The sequence below is a fragment of the Halalkalibacter sp. HAAS-P014 genome (assembly GCF_056619965.1).
Genome location: NZ_JBWQTV010000018.1, coordinates 43,512 through 64,470, shown reverse-complemented (window position 1 = coordinate 64,470; position 20,959 = coordinate 43,512). Strand labels below are relative to the sequence as shown.

20 protein-coding genes are annotated in these 20,959 nt (G+C 40.8%); 17 read left to right on the top strand and 3 right to left on the bottom strand.

Going from position 1 to position 20,959, the window contains the following annotated elements:
• Positions 1-55 precede the first annotated feature (55 nt).
• Positions 56-529, top strand: a complete 474-nt coding sequence (locus tag AC1FXZ_RS15750) for a hypothetical protein (RefSeq protein ID WP_480055341.1) — start codon at positions 56-58, stop codon at positions 527-529.
• Positions 530-554: 25 nt separating this feature from the next.
• Here the strand turns inward: AC1FXZ_RS15750 and AC1FXZ_RS15745 are convergent, their stop codons facing one another.
• Both AC1FXZ_RS15745 and AC1FXZ_RS15740 read right to left on the bottom strand, forming a co-directional pair.
• Entirely contained in the window at positions 555-1,523 is a 969-nt protein-coding gene (locus tag AC1FXZ_RS15745) for a nuclease-related domain-containing protein (RefSeq protein WP_480055339.1), read from the bottom strand.
• 326 nt (positions 1,524-1,849) lie between these two features.
• Positions 1,850-3,163 (bottom strand): FAD-dependent oxidoreductase, encoded by a 1,314-nt coding sequence (locus tag AC1FXZ_RS15740; RefSeq protein WP_480055535.1) that lies wholly within the window; start codon positions 3,161-3,163, stop codon positions 1,850-1,852.
• 658 nt (positions 3,164-3,821) lie between these two features.
• Here AC1FXZ_RS15740 and prfA point away from each other — a divergent pair.
• The 5 genes from prfA to AC1FXZ_RS15715 all read left to right on the top strand — a co-directional run bounded on the left by prfA (position 3,822) and on the right by AC1FXZ_RS15715 (position 10,396).
• Entirely contained in the window at positions 3,822-4,889 is a 1,068-nt protein-coding gene (gene prfA, locus AC1FXZ_RS15735; RefSeq protein WP_480055337.1) for a peptide chain release factor 1, read from the top strand.
• A 13-nt stretch (positions 4,890-4,902) separates the two neighbouring features.
• On the top strand, positions 4,903-5,763 hold the full coding sequence (prmC, locus tag AC1FXZ_RS15730; protein ID WP_480055533.1) for a peptide chain release factor N(5)-glutamine methyltransferase: 861 nt from the start codon (positions 4,903-4,905) through the stop codon (positions 5,761-5,763).
• A gap of 381 nt (positions 5,764-6,144) precedes the next feature.
• Positions 6,145-7,083 (top strand): VOC family protein, encoded by a 939-nt coding sequence (locus AC1FXZ_RS15725; protein ID WP_480055335.1) that lies wholly within the window; start codon positions 6,145-6,147, stop codon positions 7,081-7,083.
• Positions 7,084-7,113: 30 nt separating this feature from the next.
• Complete coding sequence (locus AC1FXZ_RS15720) at positions 7,114-8,220, top strand: alpha/beta hydrolase family protein (RefSeq protein WP_480055333.1); 1,107 nt, start codon at positions 7,114-7,116, stop codon at positions 8,218-8,220.
• A gap of 391 nt (positions 8,221-8,611) precedes the next feature.
• Entirely contained in the window at positions 8,612-10,396 is a 1,785-nt protein-coding gene (locus AC1FXZ_RS15715) for a sigma-54 interaction domain-containing protein (protein WP_480055331.1), read from the top strand.
• A gap of 10 nt (positions 10,397-10,406) precedes the next feature.
• Here AC1FXZ_RS15715 and AC1FXZ_RS15710 read toward each other — a convergent pair whose 3' ends face one another.
• On the bottom strand, positions 10,407-11,330 hold the full coding sequence (locus AC1FXZ_RS15710; protein WP_480055329.1) for a LysR family transcriptional regulator: 924 nt from the start codon (positions 11,328-11,330) through the stop codon (positions 10,407-10,409).
• A 174-nt stretch (positions 11,331-11,504) separates the two neighbouring features.
• On the opposite strand from AC1FXZ_RS15710, the gene AC1FXZ_RS15705 reads away from it, so the two are divergent.
• From AC1FXZ_RS15705 to AC1FXZ_RS15655, 11 genes are all read left to right on the top strand, one after another.
• Positions 11,505-12,290, top strand: coding sequence for an SDR family NAD(P)-dependent oxidoreductase (locus AC1FXZ_RS15705; RefSeq protein ID WP_480055327.1), 786 nt, complete (start codon positions 11,505-11,507; stop codon positions 12,288-12,290).
• A 57-nt stretch (positions 12,291-12,347) separates the two neighbouring features.
• Positions 12,348-13,718 (top strand): aromatic ring-hydroxylating oxygenase subunit alpha, encoded by a 1,371-nt coding sequence (locus tag AC1FXZ_RS15700; RefSeq protein WP_480055325.1) that lies wholly within the window; start codon positions 12,348-12,350, stop codon positions 13,716-13,718.
• Positions 13,718-14,278, top strand: coding sequence for an aromatic-ring-hydroxylating dioxygenase subunit beta (locus AC1FXZ_RS15695; protein ID WP_480055323.1), 561 nt, complete (start codon positions 13,718-13,720; stop codon positions 14,276-14,278). Before AC1FXZ_RS15700 ends, AC1FXZ_RS15695 begins: the two co-directional genes overlap by 1 nt.
• A 31-nt stretch (positions 14,279-14,309) precedes the next feature.
• The gene (locus AC1FXZ_RS15690; protein ID WP_480055321.1) at positions 14,310-14,537 is read left to right on the top strand and encodes a hypothetical protein; all 228 of its coding nucleotides are present in this window, start codon (positions 14,310-14,312) and stop codon (positions 14,535-14,537) included.
• 487 nt (positions 14,538-15,024) lie between these two features.
• Entirely contained in the window at positions 15,025-15,438 is a 414-nt protein-coding gene (locus AC1FXZ_RS15685; RefSeq protein ID WP_480055319.1) for an acyl-CoA thioesterase, read from the top strand.
• Between the two features lie 48 nt (positions 15,439-15,486).
• Positions 15,487-16,575: a TRAP transporter substrate-binding protein DctP gene (gene dctP / locus AC1FXZ_RS15680; protein WP_480055317.1), complete on the top strand. Its 1,089-nt coding sequence runs from the start codon at positions 15,487-15,489 to the stop codon at positions 16,573-16,575.
• Positions 16,576-16,585: 10 nt separating this feature from the next.
• Positions 16,586-17,131, top strand: a complete 546-nt coding sequence (locus AC1FXZ_RS15675; protein ID WP_480055315.1) for a TRAP transporter small permease — start codon at positions 16,586-16,588, stop codon at positions 17,129-17,131.
• Positions 17,122-18,429 (top strand): TRAP transporter large permease, encoded by a 1,308-nt coding sequence (locus AC1FXZ_RS15670; protein WP_480055313.1) that lies wholly within the window; start codon positions 17,122-17,124, stop codon positions 18,427-18,429. The genes AC1FXZ_RS15675 and AC1FXZ_RS15670 overlap by 10 nt, the downstream gene beginning before the upstream one ends.
• 126 nt (positions 18,430-18,555) lie before the next feature.
• Complete coding sequence (locus tag AC1FXZ_RS15665; protein WP_480055311.1) at positions 18,556-19,431, top strand: beta-keto acid cleavage family enzyme; 876 nt, start codon at positions 18,556-18,558, stop codon at positions 19,429-19,431.
• A 183-nt stretch (positions 19,432-19,614) separates the two neighbouring features.
• Positions 19,615-20,376: a cyclase family protein gene (locus tag AC1FXZ_RS15660; protein ID WP_480055309.1), complete on the top strand. Its 762-nt coding sequence runs from the start codon at positions 19,615-19,617 to the stop codon at positions 20,374-20,376.
• Positions 20,377-20,626: 250 nt separating this feature from the next.
• Positions 20,627-20,878, top strand: coding sequence for a ferredoxin (locus tag AC1FXZ_RS15655; protein ID WP_480055307.1), 252 nt, complete (start codon positions 20,627-20,629; stop codon positions 20,876-20,878).
• Positions 20,879-20,959: the final 81 nt, after the last annotated feature.

Below are 20,959 nucleotides of genomic sequence, written 5' to 3'. Positions count from 1 at the left end.
AAAGGACATACTATAAGTGCAGCCCCGTTTAGGCGCATGGAGGTGTATTTGAGACATGAACAAAAAATGGTTAAGCTGTATGGCAGCCGGTCTTTTCCTTCTAACAGGTTGTAATGATCCACAGGCACAAGGAAATAACCTCACCGCTCAAGCAAATGAGCGACAAGAAGCGAGTGATTATGGCTATGGTTTATTAGGACCAGGGCCAGCCAATTATGGAAGTCTATATAGACAACCACCAACATATATTCATCCAGGTGAGATTAACACCGGGACAAGCTTTAAAACGTTGCATCGAGAGCGAAGACATCTTGGGAACGACCAAGAATTGATTCACCATATTATTGAAGACGAACACGGCTGGGATGCTGGCATGGTTATCATTACCGGACACCATGCATTCGTCAATGTCACTCCTCCAACAGATCTAAATGAAGAGGACAAGAAAAAAGAGATGAATAAAATAAATCGTGCTCTTCGCGAGGAAATCCCGCGTTATGAAGTGCATGTGACTGAGAGGAACGCCTAAGGTTGGGCGTTTCTTTTTTTATTGGTCACTCAGAGATTAAATAATAAAGACGTCCTTTTTTGGCACCTGTGTAGCTAAAGGCTGCATCCCGAAGAAGCCGGTTGCAAACGTATGGTGAGGGGGTGTGCAAGAAGTGCATTCCTAAAGGAGATGTAATGGTCGTCTGAATTAAAAGAGAATAATCGTTCAGTGCATTTTCATGAGCTGTTTTCGATTTGGTCCAACAAGAAGGACATGACCAATAACCATGTATTCGATCCATCGGTAAATAAGCACAAGTTGGACAGTGTACGCCGGTTAGAATCTCTTCTTGGGAAAGTTGAAAATAATCGAGAATAGAGGCTTCCACCGGTTCATGCTTTTTTAGTAATTTGCGAATTAATTTTCTTAAGGTACTATCAGAGTATGCTTCTTCTGTGTAATCCAATTCTAACTGTTTTACTTTTTCAGGGAGATATTCAGAGTGAATGACTTTCTTGGCAAGAATGTGAGTATATTCAGGTATGGTACGGATAATGGCTTTTGAGTGACTATTGGCAACGATCGAAAGTATGGGGATTTGGGGCAGCCTATTCGCTTGCAGCCATTCTGTTAACTGTATTTGGTGTCTGTTTGTTTGAAGAATAGGATTTGGAAAAAGATCTTCTTTATTATTAAGTTTACGTGTGAACTGGTTTAATATTGGATCAAAAAATAAAGAGCCTGCTATGTTTTTAACTTCAATCATTAAAATAAAATACGGCGAAAGGATTAGAGTATCAATTTGAAAGTAGAAATCCTTATGAAGGAGTCTGAGGTCATGGAGGATATAGTAGCGTTTTTCAGGTAGGAAGCTTAAGTGATAATCAAGTGAGTTCTCGCCTTTATAACCAGCGGTATGTCGAGAAAGAGTATCGGCAATTTGTTGCCACTTTGGATGTGAATTCGGTATACGCCGCAGCAGGGCTTGCAACTGCTTAATAAAAATAGGCATTTCCCGTTTTTTTATGATCATTCTCCCACCTCTTTTTTATTGTATAAATATAATACGACAAAAATTGACGGCTTCCTGCATAAAAAGGAAAAAAGTTAAGTTTTTTTTGGAGAGATGCTTTTGCTTAAGGCGATGACGATTTCTTAGCGAAAATCGTGAAATAACGGCGAAAAGCTCAAAATAACGGTGAAAGTTTTGATATAACGGCGAAAAACTTAATATAACGGTGAAAAACGTTTATTAGTAAGATTAACAACTTATTAGCGATAATACAGCTTTATTAGCTGAGGGGGTCAGACCCCACGGCACCACAGCAACGCGCTAAAGAGGTGCCTGACCCCACACACCTACAGTCGTCTTGCGGTCTGCTGCACGGGATCCCACACGCCGTTATAGGGTGGGGCATAGGCGAGGTCGAGATCCTCTAATTCAGAAATGCGCATACGATGAAAGAGGGCAGTCGCAAGCACATCAATGCGCTTATCTACTCCAGCTTCACCGATTACCTGACCACCAAGCAATCTCTCAGACTCAGTATGATAGCTTAACCGAATATCTAATTTTTTCGGTTCTGGGTAATACCCTGCGATGTGTGGCATTGAAGCCGTGATCGTCTCATATGGATAACCCTGTGCCTTTATCTCATCCTCAGACATTCCAGTTCTCGCTAATGTCAAATCAAAAAACTTTATAATCGATGTTCCGACTATTCCCTGAAATGGGAGAGGGGAACCGATCATTGCCCGGCCTGCAGTCCGTCCTTGCTTATTGGCATGGGTTCCAAGTGGAATGTAGTCATCGCGCTCTTTTACCCGGTGGTATTGGGTGGCGCAATCTCCAGCGGCGTACACATCAGCTATATTTGTTTCCATAAACGCATTCACTTTTATCGCTCCGTTGGTATGCAAGTGAATTCCTGTCCCGTCAAGAAAACCTGTATTCGGTTTTACACCAATTGCAACTACGACCAAATCAGCATAAATGCTGCCTTTATCGGTGACCACTCGTTCAACTCGCCCGCTAGCTCCACCGTCAAACCCTTCAACGGACTCATTTAGATGCAACGTCACACCGTGCTTTTCGGCTTCCTCAGCAACTTTTTCACTAATCGCTTCATCAAAAATGCCTGCTAAACGAGAACCCCGTTCAATGATTGATACCTCTTTGCCGATTTCTACAAAGTTTTCAGCCATCTCAAGGCCAATATAGCCCCCACCGATCACAACGACTCGTGAAACTCCGTCTAAATCAGCGACTAACGCCTCGGTATCAGGAATTGTTTTTACTGTATGAATCCCTTTTAAATCAGCTCCATCCCACGGAGGCATAATAGGACTTGCACCGGTTGCCACGAGCAATTTATCATAGCTCACTTCAAAACCGTCACCAGAGACGACTTTCTTTTCAACATCGACAGCCTTAACCTCATGATTGATACGAGCATCAATCCCGTATTTATCACGAAATGTCTCAATTGAGCGCGCAATAAGCGAATCAAATGAATTGATCTTGCCACCGACGACATAGGGAAGACCACATTGGGCATACGAATAAACCTCGCCCATTTCAAGCGTCGTCACCTCGGCTGACTCATCATGGCGCACTATTTGCATCGCTGCGCTCATACCGGCAGCATCTCCTCCAATAATGACATACTTCATCACTAACACACTCCTTTTCTACTTTTACTTTTCCCTGATTTACTTCTAATTAAGCAAAAATTGGGAAGGCTAGAGGGAGTGTTATTGGAATGGGTTAATTGTTGGGGAAATTTACTCCCAAATTGCGTGAAGATATGGTTATGGCTTCGCGCGCCGAGTCTTTGATAGGGTCGAAAAGTGTTCATTCATAAACAGCCGTGCGCCTTTAGAGAAGAGCGCTCAAAAGGCTTAAAATCGTGACAGCGATTACGCTCATTGCGTCAAGTCAAACCAAAAAGGTGAACCCTTGGCCTATCACAAACAGAGCGAACATTTATGGCAATGGCTCCACACGCCATGCGTCCTTTGAGGAGAGCACTCAAAAGGCTTAAGATCGTGACAGCGATTACGCTCATTGCGTCGAGTCAAACCAAAAAGGTGAACCCCGACCTACCACAAACAGAGCGAACATATGGCAATGGCTCCACACGCCGTGCGCCTTTAGAGAAGGGCGCTCAAAAGGCTTAAAATCGTAACGGCGGCTGCGCACATTGCGTCGAGAATAACGAAAAAGGCAACCCCGGCCTTTTTCGTTATTCTCTCTCGCATTGACCCGGCTCGGTCTGTATACTATAATTATACTGTTATACACTGGAAATCTTAATGAGGTGAAAAAGCCGTGTTAGATCGTTTACAATCGGTTGAGGATCGTTATGATCGACTCAACGAATTACTTAGTGATCCTGATGTCATAAATGATTCAAAAAAATTGCGTGAATATTCAAAGGAACAATCGGACCTTGAGGAAACGGTTCAAACGTATCGTGAATATAAAGAAGTAAATGAGCAGCATAAAGATGCTAAAGCGATGTTAGAAGAAAAGTTAGATGATGAAATGTATGAAATGGTAAAAGAAGAAATCAGTGAGCTTGCTGATCGTAAAGAAGAGCTTGAAGCACGCTTGAAAATTCTTTTATTGCCAAAGGATCCGAATGATGATAAGAACGTTATCTTGGAGATCCGTGGGGCAGCTGGTGGAGACGAAGCGCAGCTGTTCGCTGGTGACCTTTACAAAATGTACAGCCGTTTTGCTGAAGCGCAAGGTTGGAAAACAGAAGTCATTGAGGCAACGTCAACAGAGCTTGGTGGTTATAAGGAAATTATCTTTATGATTAACGGAGCTGGGGCTTACTCCAAGCTTAAATATGAAAACGGCGCACATCGCGTTCAACGTGTACCGGCAACGGAATCAGGTGGCCGTATTCATACATCAACGGCAACAGTAGCGGTTCTTCCTGAAGCAGAAGAAGTGGAAATTGATATTCATGATAAAGATATTCGCGTTGATACGTTCGCATCAAGTGGACCGGGTGGACAAAGTGTTAATACGACGATGTCTGCTGTTCGTCTAACGCACTTGCCAACAGGTGTTGTTGTTTCGTGTCAGGATGAAAAATCACAAATCAAGAACAAAGAAAAAGCGATGAAGGTTCTTCGTGCTCGTGTTTATGATAAGTTCCAAAGTGAAGCGCAAGCAGAATACGACCAGAATCGTAAGCTAGCTGTTGGAACAGGGGATCGCTCTGAGCGTATTCGCACATACAACTTCCCACAAAGCCGTGTAACCGACCACCGTATCGGCTTAACACTGCAAAAATTGGAGCAAATCCTTCAAGGGAAGCTTGATGAAATTATCGATTCATTGATCGTGGAAGAGCAAGCTGAAGTGATGCAAAATGCAGAGTAACGATATGAAAGACATGACAATTCGAGAGGCCCTTCGTTGGGCTTCTTCTTTTTTAGAAGAGCGTAGGCTCGAACCACCTGTTGCTGAATGGCTCCTGCGTCATTATTTTGATGCAAGCCGTGCAAAGCTGTTAATGATATTAGATGAAAAAATCACTCCTGAACTAGCAGAGCGCTTCAAAAAGGACCTCAATCGCCACGCCCAAGGGGAACCCATGCAGCATATTATCGGCTATGAGGAATTTTTCGGAAGACGCTTTACGGTAAATGAGCATGTACTCATTCCAAGACCGGAAACAGAAGAGCTTGTACTTGCCATGATCGAGCTCAAGCAGAAGCTTTTTCATAACGAATCGATTACGTGTGTCGATGTTGGAACGGGTAGCGGGGCGATTTCCATTACGCTTGCACTTGAGGATGATACGTTGTGCGTGCAAGCTGTTGACATTTCAGAAAAGGCACTTGAGGTTGCTAAGCAAAATGCAGCAGCCCTCAAAGTCGATGTTTCGTTTAAGCAAGGCGATTTGCTCACACCTCTCATTGAAGAAGGGACTAAAGTTGAAGCGATCGTCTCGAATCCTCCGTATATTCCATTAACGGACGCGCCCGACCTAGCTGTTCATGTTAGGGAACATGAGCCACATCTCGCTTTATTCGGTGGGGAGGACGGTCTTGATTTGTACAGACGTTTTATGGAGCAGCTTCCCAGCGTGATTAAAGAGACTGGTCTTATTGGTTTTGAAGTCGGAATCGGCCAAGCAACAATCGTAAAAAAAATGCTAGAAGAAACATTTCCTCATGCCACAACAGAAATCAAACTCGATATCAACGGCAAAGAGAGAATGGTTTTTGCATATGGAAAAATGGAGCAATAAAGAACGGGGGCGTTTGAAGTAGTGATATGGGAAGATCCTGTCTAAAAGAAAAGGAATACAATGCAAAATATGCTCGTAGTTTAAAACCCGTTTGTGGTCTTTTTAAGGCCATAAATGGTTTTTTTGCGTTGCCTCTTTCACGATAATCAAATAATTGGACGTTTTTAAATTTAACAATTGTTCAATTTTTGAACAGAAAAAAGATTATCCAACTAATGTTAAATTAGCATAAAAAAACTCAAAAAAGGCAGAACAACAAGCTTTAAATTTATTTAAACTAGTATATTTAAATTTTTGGCATGCAATTTGCAATATATAAAGTGTAAAACGAATTCTTACAGTAATCCGATGTAAGGATTTACAAATAAGGGGGAAAGTAAAATGAAAAATGATTATTTGATTTCTCAGTTGGCTCATGTCGAGCTTATATCACCAAAGCCGGAAGAAACAGTAAAATTCATGCACGATATTATGGGGATGGAAATTACGGAGCGATCTGGTAACTCTGTTTATATGCGTGCTTGGAACGATTATTTCCACCATTCTTTAAAGATTACAGAAGGAAAAGAGGCTGGGCTAGGGCATATTGGCTGGCGTGCTACCGGTCCAGAAGGGCTCGAGCAAGCTGCTAAAGTCATTGAAGAAAAAGGGTTAGGGAAAGGTTGGATTGAGGGCGATAAAGGACATGGCGCAGCTTATCAGTTTGAGACGCCGGGTGGTCATCCTTCAGAAGTTTTTTGGGATGTATCTTGGTATGAGGCACCGGAGGGAATGAAAAGCAAATGGAAAAATCGTGCGCAAAAGATCGTACGACGTGGAATCGGTGCTAGACGGATTGACCACATCACTTGCGCAACACCTGATGCAACGGCTTGTCGCGAGTTTTACGAGGATATCGGTTTTAAATACCATGAAGGAATTTATACATCTGAAAAGCAAAGCGAAATTGGAGCTTGGCTGGCGGTCAGTAATTTGTCTCACGATGTCGCTTTCTTAAATCCTGGACCTGGCACACCACGTGGGGGAATCCATCACTTAGCATATGCAGTTGACAGTAGGGAAGAAGTATTACTTGCAGCTGATATGCTTGTTGATTACGGCTATAAGCTTGAAGGGGGACCGACGCGCCATGCACTAGCGGAAGGATTCTATCTTTATGTGCGTGAACCGGGTGGAAACTTAATTGAACTTTATGCATTATCTCATCTGATTTTTGCTCCGGACTGGGGACCACATAAGTGGAAGATCGAGGAAAACCCTAACGCCGCTTGGGATGAATTTAACATTATGATTCCAATGGATGATAAAAAATACGAATAAAAATATGAAAAATTGGAACGGAGGAATAGTATGTGGTATTATTGGCCGGAAAATTATATGTGGTCATATCAAGTTGCAAGGATTTTAGGGCATACGAGCGTTTATGGTGGGAGTCAATATAGCGAATGCCTTCAAACAGCAGAACGGGTTGAACTCGGTAATTATAATAGTTGGTTTACAGAATGGAACAGACTAGGGGATCAAGTATTGTCTCAAGCGAATGAAGCGTTACAAAATGAAAATAAAGAATCTGCGAGAGTCCATTTTTTACGAGCGGCTGATTATATTCGCTTGGCTGAGTTTTATCTGCAGCCAGAAGATCCACGCAAACTCGAAACCTATGAAAAAGGAGTGAAGGCTTTTAAGGTTGGTGCTTCTATGCTGCCTAACCCTCCAAAGGAGATTCAAATCCCTTATGAGGACTCTTATTTACCTGGTTATTTCTATGAAAGCCCAGAAGGAGAAAATGCACCAGCAGTCGTTATGTTCGGAGGCCTCGATTCAACAGCTGAAGAAATGTATTTTGCTCTAGCGCCGTATTTGCAAGAGAGAGGAATCGGTCTCATTGCAGTAGATGGCCCCGGACAGGGAGGGGCATTGCGTTTGAATAACATTGCTTCTAGATATGACTATGAAAAGGCAGGAACGGCTGCGTTGGAATGGGCTATCGACCAGCCAGGTATAGACCCGGACCGTATTGGTATTATGGCTTGGTCGATGGGTGGTTATATGGCTGCACGGATTGCTGCCTATGAGCCTCGTTACAAAGTATGTGGAATTTTTAGTGGTGTATTTGACTATAACGAAATGTGGGCAAATCGACCAGATGATCACCCACTAGCTAACATCTTAAAGCATGTTATGGGCGTTGAAACGATACAAGAAGCAAGAGATAAGCTGAAAAATTATAATTTGCGCGAGGGAGTAGCCGAACGGATTCAGTGTCCGACGTATATTCTCCACGGCGAAGATGACCGACAAGCGAACGTCGACCATGCATATAGAGTTTATAATGCATTGACTTGCCCTAAATGGTTGGAAGTCGTTCCGTCAGGGCAAACAGGGGATGTTCATTGTCAGGCGGACAACCATACGAAAGCTTTTCCTTTATTTGATTGGTTTAAAAACCATTTGTAAGAAGTCTTGCAAGCTCCCTTTGCTAAAAAAAGTGGAAGTAAGCTTTTGATTCTCGTTAGATAGAATCTCCAAGCAAATGGGACTTGCTGAACTTTCAACAGATGTCGCCTTTTGGAAAAAAATGCTTGTTAGATTACCTATTAAGAGGTGTTGGAGATTGAAATGAAACTGTGGGTTCTTCTGCTATTCAATTAATAGAATGAAACAACTCCTTGATAGAGGTCGTAACCAATATGATATAATTGTACAAACGATATGGACACTATTTTTGGTCATAGCAGAATATAGCTTCTCTTCTTCTTTTTAGCTTATTCCTCTATGAGAGTCTTATGAAAGCGCTACCAATTGTTATGTCCGATTATTAATCAATTAAAGGAGGCAGGTTCTTCATATGAAGAAGGATAATCAAATCATGAATGCACTCAATAATTTAATTAATAGTCAGAATTTTCGGTACAATGAATTGATTCAAACATTGTTCGTAGTAGATTCCACGGGCAAAATGGTTGGGGAATTTGAGCTTAAAGAAGGCGAAGGAAGCAACAATATAAGGAACATGGTTTCTGAAATGTTTCAGAAAAGGAAAGTTGAAGAATACGATGAAGCCGGTTGTTTTTCAATAGGTGACAGACCGGAATGGATGTATTGCACTCCTGTAAATATTGGGGGGGCTATTGAATATTACTTAGTTTGCCTTGATCGGCAACCTGAACACCGTAATTTACTGCAACTACTTTTGATACTTGCAGAAAGTATAAGCTCACAACTGCAAATTCACCGCAGCGTCGAATCGGACTTTTTATCAAGTGAAATACAACATAAAATTTGCGAGAATTTCCCAGACGGCTATATCACAATCAATAATGATGGGATTATTAAGTACGTAAACTCTGCTTGTATAACTATATTAGGGTTTCGCTCAAAACAGATCACAGGAACGAGATTATTAGATCACCTTGAGTGCTCAGCCGACCTAATGGAACCCATTTCTACAAGAAAAGGTTGGACTGATAAGGAAGTTCATGTGAAAACGGCGAAAGGGCGTTTTCACCTGGTGGTTACCTCTGTGCCGATTATTAGTGATTATGATGAAATGCTCGGAGTTGTTATTCTGTTTAAAGAGATCAAGAGTGTAAGGAAAATGTTAAATGAGATGGTTGGGGCAAATGCCACCTTCCAATTCGATCAAATTTTGTACAAAAGCAAAGAAATGGACAGTTTGGTTCAATTGGCTAAACTCAGTGCCCAAAGCGACTCCAATGTGTTGATTGAAGGCGAGAGTGGCACGGGTAAAGAAATGATTGCTCAAGCTATTCATAATCACAGTGCACGCAAGAACGGGCCTTTTGTAGCGATTGATTGTTCATCGATTCCACGTGAACTTGTGGAGAGTGAGCTGTTTGGATATGTTGAAGGTGCTTTCACAGGAGCACGTAAAGGAGGACGGATGGGGAAATTTGAATTAGCCAATGGGGGAACGGTCTTCTTAGATGAAATTGGAGAGATGCCGTTGGAAATGCAAGCCCGATTGCTTCGTGTCATTCAAAACCGTACCGTTGTACGTGTTGGAGGCAATGAACCGATCCCGGTGGATATTCGGATTATCTCAGCTACTAATCGAGACTTAGAAGAAGAAGTAAACAATAAAAATTTTCGGTTAGACCTGTTTTACCGTCTTAATGTCATTCAACTATCTGTGCCGGCACTTAGAAACAGAAGCAAGGATGTAAGGCTTTTAATTGAAGCGTTTATGGAGAAAGCGGTAGAAAGGGAAGGGGTCACGAGACCGGATATCACACCTGAAGCACTTAGAATATTAGAACATTACTCATGGCCTGGCAATGTCCGAGAGTTGGAAAACGTCATGGAGAGAGCAGTTGTTTTGAGCAGTGGGGTAATCGAACCTGAGCATTTGCCGGAGCGATTGTTTGAATCTGAACGTTTTATTAACAACCAGAGTCAAATCGGTTCTGACCTTAAAGAGAACTCAGTAGCAATGTTATCGCTGAAGGAAATAGAGAATCAAGCCATTATTCAAACGGTCCGAGAATGTGATGGGAACATTACTCTTGCAGCTAAAATATTAGGTATATCAAGAACAACCTTATACAACCGACTCAAACAAGCCAAATTCAATTTTGAGCCGGTATTAAGATTTGTACAAGAAGGCACGTAAATAACGATAATTAACTGTCTTTTTGTAAAGTATGCTTTTCGAGGGTGCGATTTAAATACTTTAGAAACTCTTTCATAATAATCGATTGATGTTTATGCTTTGGTAACAAACTGATTAAGTATGATTCGACAAAATTATGATCAAAGTACGGTATGGGAATGATGTCGCCATTTAGCACCAACGGATCATTTTTAATCCAAAATTCTGTATAAATACCGGCAGCAATGTTATTGGCTATGAGCCTTTTGATGACATCATGGTTGTTTGAATAAAAAACAACGTTCCCTTTACCGTGAGTTGAAAATAATTCGTTCCAAAATGTTTGTGAGAGTTCTTCGTTTCGAATTACTAAAGGCTGCTGTAGCAACTCTTCAGGAGTTACTACTTGGTTGTAAGCCAGTGGAGAATGCTTGCTCACACAAACCATTATTTTGGATTGGATCAGTGTTTGAGAAGTAACAGTTGAAGCGATCCCCTTGAGGGTTACATCGTTACCTAGAATCAAGCCAATATCGAATTGATTATTTTTGACAGATTTCATAATTTCATGGGTTTCGCTTTCTTGAATTTCAACTTGTACTTGAGGGTAATCATTTTTAAAAGAGTAAAGAGCTTCAGGAAGAAAGGTAGAAAAGAAAATAGTTGCAGCTGTTATTTTTAACTCGCCGATAAGCAATGTTGATCTTTGGCCTAATTCCTTTAGTTCCATTATTCTGTTCATAATCTCGTAGGCTAATTTAAGGACTGCTTTACCGTCTTTCGTACATTTGCTGCCTGAACGTGACCTTACAAAAATGATGACACCTAGTTCTGATTCTAAGCTTGCGATTGCTTGGCTTATCGCAGAATGGGATACATGAAGGTTTTCGGCAGCTCTTGAGATGGTTCCTTGTTCAGCAACTTCAATCACATATTGGATTTGTTCTAGATTCAAAGTCATTACCTCCAGACAATGGCAGGATGCCTTCTTTATTGTAAGTTGAATTAACATATGTGTAAATAACGTTAACTATAATTTGGTCTTATTTGACGGTAAAATAACAACAAAATTACCCGAATATTCAATAAATGATTCTAAACGCTGTCACTTTGTGAAAGGAAGAGATACATGATCAAGATTGATTTAACTAAAAAGGTAGCGCTTGTCACAGGTGCAGGAAACGGCCTCGGAAAATGCACGGCTCTAACCTTGGCTGAGTTGGGTGCGCTTGTAATGGTTGCTGATATTAATTTGGAGAATGCAAGAATGGTCCGTGATGAAATTAAAAGCAAGGGGTTTGATGCCGAAGCGATTCAGACGGATGTAACAAAGGAAGAGGATACCTCTAGAATGGTAGATTTTACAGTTGAACGTTTTGGACGGTTAGATCTGTTAGTTAATAGTGCAGGAGTCAGTAAAAATAATCCATTAATCGAAACGACAGTAGAAGATTGGAACCGGGTTTTTGATATTAATGTGAAAGGAGTATTTTTAAGTATTCGCGCTGCATTGCCTTATATGATGAAACAGAAGTCTGGAAAAATCGTTAATTTTTCGTCAATGGTCGGAAAAGAAGCATATGCCAATAATGTTCCTTATTCTTCGAGTAAGTTTGCAGTAATGGGTATAACACAAGGTGTCGCAAAAGAAGTCGCACAACATAATATCAATGTTAATGCAGTCTGTCCCGGTGTCATTATGACGGAGTTAATGCATAGAGAGGCAGAGCAAATGGCGAAGCTCGAAGGAGTTTCAAAAGATGAAGTGATTGAGAGATTTTGTAAAGAAATTCCACTAAATAGATTGCAAACCCCCGAAGATATTGCTGGAGTTGTGGCGTTCCTTTGCTCTGATTTGGCAGCTAATATGACTGGGCAAGGAATTAATGTGACAGGTGGATTGATGCTCCATTAATACGTAAGGTCTACTTAAATATAAATTGTTGAATCGATCCTGAAGGAGGAGAAGAAAATGGAAACAATTGATAAGAAGAGGGCGAAACTCGATGAAATCTTAAGCAGGTCAAAAGAGGGTCTTACTAGTGGGGAAGTTCCTGTTGAGATTTACGGTGATAATGACGTATACGAAGCAGAGATTGAGAGAGTTTATGGACGTTCTTGGTTAATTCTGGGGTTAGAGTGTGAAATACCTAATAATGGTGACTATATGCTGCGCCAATTAGGGGAAGATGAAGTGATTGTGGCACGTGATGAGTCCGGTGACGTTAGAGTAATGCTGAATAACTGTCCACACAGGGGTACAACAGTATGCCGTGATATGAAAGGGAATACATCACATTTCGTCTGCGGTTACCATGGCTGGACCTTTAAAAACAATGGAAAATGGATTGCTGCACCTCATAAGAAGGCGTGTTATCAACATCTTGATGGTGATGAATGGGGACTCTTACAAGCGCGTGTAGAAGTTCGTTGGGGATTGATTTTTGCAAATATTGATCCGGATGCTCCGTCGCTAGAGGAGTTTCTAGGTGATGCTTCCTTCTTTTATGATGTCTTTTTAGGCCTTGACTCCAGGGGATTACGTACACTTGGTGAACCGAGTAATTACATTATGAAGAAGAACTGGAAAGCCGGTGTAGAAAATGCCATCGGTGATGCTTATCATATTTTTTATGGGCATGCATCGATGGTAGATATCGAAATGCTTCCTCCGGTTCATAAACTATCAAACAATTATACAACGTGGCATACAGAAAATAACGGAGCCGGCATCATGTGTAAGGAACTGGACAGCGTTCCCGGTTTCAAGCCGGAAGGTACAAAATTTAATGGGTATACAGAAGAGGTATTGGATTTATTTGATAAAAAAGAGCTAGATGAGAGACATTTAAAATTCCTGAATGACTATCATCCATTCATCCTCGGGCATTTTCCGAATGCATACATTTTCAGATGGTATTCACCGGACCCGGCTACAGGGAAAGTAGCAACATTTTATCAATTACGGATTATGCAACCACGTGGTGCTGGGGAGACGGAAGTTTGTAATATTATGTTTAATTATGCCATTGAGCCTGAGGAAAACTGTATGATTGCCTACCAAGGAGCTTTACTTATGATGGGAGCTGCAGGCTTTCTTGATATGGATGACGGTAACAACTGGGAAGGGTCTGCAAAAGCAGGAAAGACGCTTTTTGCCAAGAAGGGCAAAATGAGTTTGAACTATCAAATGGGGTTGAACGGGATAGGTAGCAACAAAGAGGAATCCTTTGATCCTTCGCTTTCATTGATTGGACACCGTTCAACAGCTAACGATTCTAACTTGCGTAATTTCCAGAAGCATTGGTTAAAAATGATGAGTGAAGAGGAGGTTCAATCATAATGAAAAGTTTAAATATTGACTATTCACCGGCAGCTGCAGGTTTTCTTCCTGGTCAGGTTGATCGAAAAACTGTTGACGAAATAAAAGATTTTCTCGATTATGAGGCGATGCTACTAGATGATTATTATTTGCTTTGGGATTGGGCAAATCTATTGACAGAAGATTTTCTCTATCAGGTTCCAGTTCGTGTTGCACGCGAGAGGCACTCAAGTCAACCATTATTCCCACCAGGATCGTATCATCAGTCAGACAATAAGTTTATTGTTTTAAAGCGTATCGAGCGATTAGATACGGAGAAAGCATGGGCAGAAGAGTCTCCATCGCGCTTACGACGTGTAATTTCAGGAGTACTTGTTATGCCTGGAGAGAACGAGAATGAGTATAGAGTACGGAGTTCATTCATGCTCTACCGAGGGAAGGAACGGGCTGATGGTGACATTCTTTGTGGTCAGCGCCATGATGTGGTTCGGCGCGAGGGGGATGGATTGAAATTAGCACAAAGGGTAGTATACCTAGATCATACGGTTATCCCGACTCGAAGTTTAGGGTTCTTTTTCTAGCAGACAATGAAAATGGATAGGAGGATATAAGATGCAAAATAACCGTTATTCAAACGCAAACAATAAACAGCTAGAAAAATTGTCAAACGAATTTGCAATGGTGCGTTTTGGCAAGGTAGCTGTCGGAAATGGCGAGCGGCTACTCATTGAAATACCGTCAAGTGGAGAGCATGTACTTCTTGATCCATTGCATCTTGAAGCGATCGTTTCCTTAGGGAACGATGAACTATCCAGGCTTCTAGTAGCTGTTCGTAAATAGAATTGTGTAATGAATATGCGTACCTTAGCCGATCCGGTTGAGGTACGTTTTTTCTTTTATTTTTGAGAGGTGGACTACGAGATTAAATACGATTTTAATGTAATTAAAACTAACATATATGTAATTAATGTTAACTTTACTTTATTATATATTGTCCATAAAATGTAATTAAAGGAAAGCGCTTTCTGCAAATCGAAGGAGGGTAGAAGTATAGGTGTTAAACTTGCTGACGCTGGCTCAAATGCAGCTCATTTACTCCAGTAAAGGTTAAATTATTGAACGTTAATCGAATGGACAAATGTTCAGTATTTGAACAACCAAGAGTTACCGATTACATGTTCAGTTTAGTGACAATTTTAAAAAAAGTGAGCAGCAATAGGCCTAAGGGTAAGTAATGCCACAACAATTTCCATTTTGGCATGCTACTTGCAATAAAATAGGTACAACCAATAATAGAAGCGCTAAACGCGTCTAAGGAGGAACAAACATGTTTACAAAACCAATCCGTATTCAATTTGTTGATACTGATGCAACGAAACGTATTCATTACAGCTCTATTTTCCGTTACTTTGAACTGCTAGATCATGAGTTTTTTAGACATATCGGTTATTCAAATAAGGACCTTTTTGAACAAGGGTTTGAAATGCCTCGTATCCATGTGGAATGTACCTACTTGGGCAGTATTGAATATGATGATGAGCTTGAGGGGCAAGCCTCTATTGCGAAAATCGGGAATTCCTCATTTACGTATACATTCGAATTTAGAAAAGATGGTCAAATCGTAACTAAAGGTGGAATGACGATTGTTTTTATCAGCAGTTCAAACGGTAAAAAAATCCCAATACCGGATTTTGTAAGAGCTGAATTGGAAAAACATCTTGAACCAGCAGTAGCAAAATGATTCGCCGGTAAAATAAGTAAGTATTTTAAATAAAAAGGGGGATATGTAATGGGAATTATCAAAACGCTTAAAATCGGTAGGGTTGTTAGTGTTCTGAGCTTGACACTGCTAGTTGCTTGCTCGACCACGGAAACAGATACAGGAAATGGTGAAACCAAAAGCAATGAAGAGCAGGAAGAATTTGTTTTTAAAACGAGCATTCAAACACCTCAGGTTTCATCTTTATCAGAAGGGTTCGATGTATACCTGGACACAATTGAAGAAAAGAGCGAAGGAAGGATTACATTTGAAAGGTACTATTCAGAGTCACTTGTTAAAGCAGCTGATGCTTTAGAGGGTGTATCTGCTGGTATAGCAGACATAGCGATTATTATTCCCCCTCTATTTGAAAGTAGGATCCCGTTAAATGCGGTTGGCCATAATCCGGCCGTATATGAAAATTCATGGGCCGGAGCTCGCGCTCATTATGATTTGTATCAGGAGTTCCCTGAACTAAATGAGGAGCTAAACAACCAGAATGTAACGTTTGCAGGACAACTTTCGGTCCCTTCCACTTACATCTTTACAACAGATCCAGTCGAAACGATTAGTGATTTAAAAGGGAAACGGTTAATAGCTCAAGGTGATCACGGTGTTATTGCACAGGAGCTTGGAGCAGTACCGGTTGCGATCCCGTCTACAGAGTCTTTCGAAGCGCTACAGCGAGGAACGGTGGACGGTACGTTATTCAATCTTACAGCTGCAACATCTTATAACATTGAAGAAGTAGCAAATCACGTCTATAGATTGCCAATTGGGGGAGTGTCGTTACTCATAGGAATGAACTTAGACAAATTTAACGATCTTCCAGAAGATTTACAAGAAATCATCCATGAAGTTGCAGAAGCACATCCTGATGATTTTCACAAAATCTATCAAACTGAAGGAGATCAACTAGCACTTGATAAAATTGCAACTGCAAAAGGAGAAGTTACAGAAGCTAGCCCTGAGGATATCGATCAATTGAGAGAGGTTGCTGAAACAGTAGTCTGGGAGAGCTGGAAAGAGAAAGGTGGTTCAGCAGCTGGCGCCATATTAGAACGCTATATTGAATTGGCTGATAAATACGAGCAGGAAAATCCTTTTGTAGAGAATTGAGGAAGGTCAAATGATTACATGGATCCGTTATCTTGAAAGAACTCAACAAAAAGTAGAAAAAGCTCTCTTGTTTCTTGGCGCAGGGATAACAATCTTTCTAATGCTGCTCGTTACGGTTGATGTGATTTTAAGGAAGCTAACGAGTCCAATTCCCGGATCATATGAACTAGTAGAAACTCTAACAGTAGCCATCATTTTTTTAAGTGTCGCCTATGTTCAAAGGATAAAAGGTCATATTTTTATTGAAGTAGCAACGAGTGGTTTTTCGGAAAAAGTACAGCAAGGCTTAAATTTCTTTGGCTATTTGATAGGTATAGCGATCTGCGCTATCATGACATGGCAAACGGGATTAGTAGCTTGGGAATCGATGCTTATGATGGAGTACGCAGCAGGGATTGTTCATATACCTATTTGGCCGGCAAAAATAGTTGTCACAATCGGGTTGGGCTTACTCACCTTAAGAATTTTTTGGGATATCGTTTTCTATCTATTCCCTGATAAAAAAATAGATGTAGTTGAAACGCCGAAGGAAGAAGGTGAAACAATATGGCACTGAGCCCTGAAGCCATCGGATGGATTGGAATTGCTGTCCTACTACTTTTATTGCTGTTGAGAGTTCCAGTCGCCTATGCATTAGCTTTTGTCGGATTTAGTGGCTATTGGCTAATTGCTGGTTCGGGTCCGGCTCTAAAAATTGTGGGGATGATCCCTTACTCGGTAATGGCGAATTATACATTCAGTGTCGTACCACTCTTTTTGCTCATGGGGTTCTTCGCTTTTTATACCGGGTTCGCAACGGATATGTTCAAAACAGGAAAAACGTGGTTAGGGCATATCCCTGGTGGATTAGGACATGCAACAATCGTCGGGGGAGCTGCTTTTGGAGCCGTGAGTGGTTCAGGGATAGCATCAACTGCTACATTAGCAAGAATTACAACACCAGAGATGATAAATAACGGTGTTGATAGAAAGCTCGCTTATGGAATAGTCGTTGCTGCAGGCCCGTTGGCATCGATGATCCCACCAAGTATGATTATGATTATTTATGCCATTATTACCGAAACATCGGTGGCTAAAATGTTTGTAGCCGGGATTCTTCCAGGTATACTAATCGTTACATTATACAGTTCAATGGTCTTTATGCGTGTCAAGCACAATCCAGCTTTAGCACCGTCGATACCCAAAGTAAACTTGAAAGATCGATTTGCTTCGCTGAAGTATACATGGGGACTTTTGGTATTAGCGTTGATCATTATCGGAGGTATCTACTCCGGACTGTTTACTCCAAATGAAGCTGGTGCAATCGGAGCTTTTGCAGCCTTAGTGATGGCGCTTTGTTTAAAGCGTATGGATAAAAAGATCATGAAGGAATCTTTGATTGAAACACTCAAGACAACGAGTATGGTATTTTTGATTGTTATCAGCTCGATGATCTTTGGATATTTTTTAGGTATTACCAGGATCCCGACAATGCTGTCTGACTTTTTGACAGCGCTTCCGGTGGCGCCGATTTTAATTATTATTGGGATAGTTTTCATGTATTTAATACTAGGTATGTTTATTGATATGATTTCAGCGATGTTTTTGACGCTGCCGATCATTTTTCCTACCATTATCAGTTTAGGCTATGACCCTATCTGGTTTGGAATCATTATTGTCTTCTTGACAGAGATCGCTCTGGTCACGCCTCCTCTTGGATTAAGTTTGTTTGTCGTAAAAGGAGCAATACCAGGCAGCGAACTCAAAGATATTATACAAGGGAGTTTACCTTTTATTGTTACTGGATTTGTTATTCTAGCTTTGCTTATTGCCTTTCCACAAATCTCACTCTTCTTGCCTAATTTAATGGAGTGAGTCAATAAATAAATTGCAATCTTTTGAGAGGGGGGATAGATGTAACAGGACATAGCAGTACATTCATAATCTCGTTATCAATTAAAATATCAAACTATTATAAAAACCCTAGGAGGTTGTTTTCACATGGCAAAAAGAAAAATTATTATTACAGTAGCACCGACAAGTAACTTTCACGGGAAAGATGCAAACCCTGCTCTTCCGGAGCAACCGAAAGAAATTGCAGAAGATGTTTATCGTTGTTTAAATGCAGGAGCAGCAATCGCACATATTCACGCTAGAGATAAAAATGGAATTCCGACCAATGATGGAAATGTATTTAAAGAGATTAAAGCCGAGGTAAGTGCAAAAAGCAATATCATTCAACAATTTAGTACAGCTCCTGCAATGACACCGGAAAGCCATATTGATGATGGGTTGAACGTATTGGATGCTGAACCTGAAATGGCCTCTCTTGATTGTGGTTTGATGCTTGCTAAATTCGGGAAACTAGAAAAGCCAACTTTATGGACGCGTGATTGGTTAACGAATGCAGCAACGCGTATGAAGGAACTGAATATTAAGCCAGAATTAGAGATTTTCAACCATGCTCAACTTGAGGATGTGCTCAATATTTTGATGCCGGCAGGTCTGATTAATGATCCTCCTTCTTTTAACTTTGTATTTGGAATGCAGAAGGTAAATCAGGGTTCGATTCAATTCAGTATGGAAAATCTGACACATATGGTACGTAAGCTGCCTTCTAATGCTTTATTTGGTGCGATGGGGGTTGCACAACAGCAACATCCAGCAACGATTGCTTCTCTTCTCCTAGGTGGAAATGTTCGAGTCGGTTTTGAAGACAATATTTATTTTAGAAAAGGCGAGCTAGCTACAAGCAACGCTCAGTTAGTAGAGCGAATCGTCGGGATTGCTACAGATTTGGGTTATGACATTGCTTCACCTGAAGAAGCGAGAGAGATTCTAGGTATTACAAAGACAGAGGCAACTCAAGGGGTATAAGTAGAGTAGTAATGGAAGAGATGAAGATTCTTAGGTTTTATATAGACTGAATATTCAGTTATCTATTCAGGTTGTTTCGGGAGTATACCAATCCATTTATGAAAAAAATTAGCAGTTCTACTAAAGGTGGTGTGCTCCTATTTTTTTCTGAAACTACCAAGTAAATTAGGAGGCGTGGGCAAGATGAAATTATATGATTTAAGTTCGTATTGGGAAGCGAATCCGATGGCAGAACCGTGGCCGTTAAAAGTTGAATTTTCGAGCAGTGCCGAACAAGCTGAGTTGCTTGGACAAAAGTTGGGTGTCGCAACAGAGGATTTCCAAGACGGCATGGCGATGTCAGGGGAACATGTCAGTGGGGATTTTCTTTTTCACATTGGCACACACTGTGATGCACCGTTTCACTTTGGACCGACTACTGAAGGAAAGCCTGCTCGCACGATTGATGAGCTGCCGTTAGAGGATTTTATCGGTGATGGTGTCATTCTTGATATGCGTCATAAAGAGCCAAGAAGTGCAATCACGGTAGAAGATGTACAGAATGATCTTAAAAATATGGAATATACGATTAAGTCTGGGGATATCGTGTTAATCATGACGGGCTATGACAAATATATCTATACGGAAAAATACCTTAAAGATCAACCGGGTATGACTGGAGAAGCAACAGAATGGCTAATTGATCAAGGTGTTAAACTGATGGGAATCGATACCTACACCTTTGATCGTCCATTCGGAGCGATGGTAGAGGACGTAAAAGCCGGTAACAAAGATGCGTTATTTCCTGCCCACTTTATGGGACGAAAAAAAGAATATTACCATATTGAGAAGCTAGCCAACCTTGATAAGGTCCCTGTACGGCATGGTTTTAAGTTTTGTGCCTTCCCTATTAAGGTGAAAGGTGGTACTGCTGGATCTGTACGAGCTGTAGCCATGTTGGACTAATCGTTTCTAATATGAAAAAGAGAGTAAAGCTTTCCATACTTAAATGAAGCTTAGATTTTATCTATACAAGACAAGTTCTCTAGTTTTGTCAAACTAGCTATATAACTAAGCTAGTTTGACAAAATAGTCAATGAGTAAGCAGCTTGAGATCTAAAGGAGAAAGTAAGAAATTGAACTTTAAATGGAAAAAGATGACGATTGTAGAAGATTATTGAAAGTATGTTACAAAGAGAAAAGGAGAGGCGTGACGATGTCAAAGTATACAATCGTTGATCAGGATACATGTATTGCGTGTGGTGCATGTGGGGCAATCGCTCCCGAGTTATTTGATTATGACGATGACGGGATATCTTTTGTTATTTTGGATAATAATACGGGAACAAAAGAAGTTCCTCAAGAGTTAATAGACGAGTTAGAAGATGCTGAGTGTGGATGTCCAACGGATTCAATTAAAACTGCTCGTAAACCGTATGCCTCTCAAGAAAGCATGGCAAAAACCTAAATTCAAAAATAGAAAACCGTTACGCCATAATGTTGGACGGTTTTTCACGATTTATAAAGAGATGATTTTTATTTCCACTTA

What these genes read in the sequence shown, in the direction of transcription:
- AC1FXZ_RS15750 (WP_480055341.1), top strand. Translation starts at nt 56, where the DNA reads ATGAACAAAAAATGGTTAAGCTGTATGGCAGCCGGTCTTTTCCTTCTA.
- AC1FXZ_RS15745 (WP_480055339.1), bottom strand. Translation starts at nt 1,523, where the DNA reads ATGATCATAAAAAAACGGGAAATGCCTATTTTTATTAAGCAGTTGCAA.
- AC1FXZ_RS15740 (WP_480055535.1), bottom strand. Translation starts at nt 3,163, where the DNA reads ATGAAGTATGTCATTATTGGAGGAGATGCTGCCGGTATGAGCGCAGCG.
- prmC (WP_480055533.1), top strand. Translation starts at nt 4,903, where the DNA reads ATGACAATTCGAGAGGCCCTTCGTTGGGCTTCTTCTTTTTTAGAAGAG.
- AC1FXZ_RS15725 (WP_480055335.1), top strand. Translation starts at nt 6,145, where the DNA reads ATGAAAAATGATTATTTGATTTCTCAGTTGGCTCATGTCGAGCTTATA.
- AC1FXZ_RS15720 (WP_480055333.1), top strand. Translation starts at nt 7,114, where the DNA reads ATGTGGTATTATTGGCCGGAAAATTATATGTGGTCATATCAAGTTGCA.
- AC1FXZ_RS15715 (WP_480055331.1), top strand. Translation starts at nt 8,612, where the DNA reads ATGAAGAAGGATAATCAAATCATGAATGCACTCAATAATTTAATTAAT.
- AC1FXZ_RS15705 (WP_480055327.1), top strand. Translation starts at nt 11,505, where the DNA reads ATGATCAAGATTGATTTAACTAAAAAGGTAGCGCTTGTCACAGGTGCA.
- AC1FXZ_RS15700 (WP_480055325.1), top strand. Translation starts at nt 12,348, where the DNA reads ATGGAAACAATTGATAAGAAGAGGGCGAAACTCGATGAAATCTTAAGC.
- AC1FXZ_RS15695 (WP_480055323.1), top strand. Translation starts at nt 13,718, where the DNA reads ATGAAAAGTTTAAATATTGACTATTCACCGGCAGCTGCAGGTTTTCTT.
- AC1FXZ_RS15690 (WP_480055321.1), top strand. Translation starts at nt 14,310, where the DNA reads ATGCAAAATAACCGTTATTCAAACGCAAACAATAAACAGCTAGAAAAA.
- AC1FXZ_RS15685 (WP_480055319.1), top strand. Translation starts at nt 15,025, where the DNA reads ATGTTTACAAAACCAATCCGTATTCAATTTGTTGATACTGATGCAACG.
- dctP (WP_480055317.1), top strand. Translation starts at nt 15,487, where the DNA reads ATGGGAATTATCAAAACGCTTAAAATCGGTAGGGTTGTTAGTGTTCTG.
- AC1FXZ_RS15675 (WP_480055315.1), top strand. Translation starts at nt 16,586, where the DNA reads ATGATTACATGGATCCGTTATCTTGAAAGAACTCAACAAAAAGTAGAA.
- AC1FXZ_RS15670 (WP_480055313.1), top strand. Translation starts at nt 17,122, where the DNA reads ATGGCACTGAGCCCTGAAGCCATCGGATGGATTGGAATTGCTGTCCTA.
- AC1FXZ_RS15665 (WP_480055311.1), top strand. Translation starts at nt 18,556, where the DNA reads ATGGCAAAAAGAAAAATTATTATTACAGTAGCACCGACAAGTAACTTT.
- AC1FXZ_RS15660 (WP_480055309.1), top strand. Translation starts at nt 19,615, where the DNA reads ATGAAATTATATGATTTAAGTTCGTATTGGGAAGCGAATCCGATGGCA.
- AC1FXZ_RS15655 (WP_480055307.1), top strand. Translation starts at nt 20,627, where the DNA reads ATGTCAAAGTATACAATCGTTGATCAGGATACATGTATTGCGTGTGGT.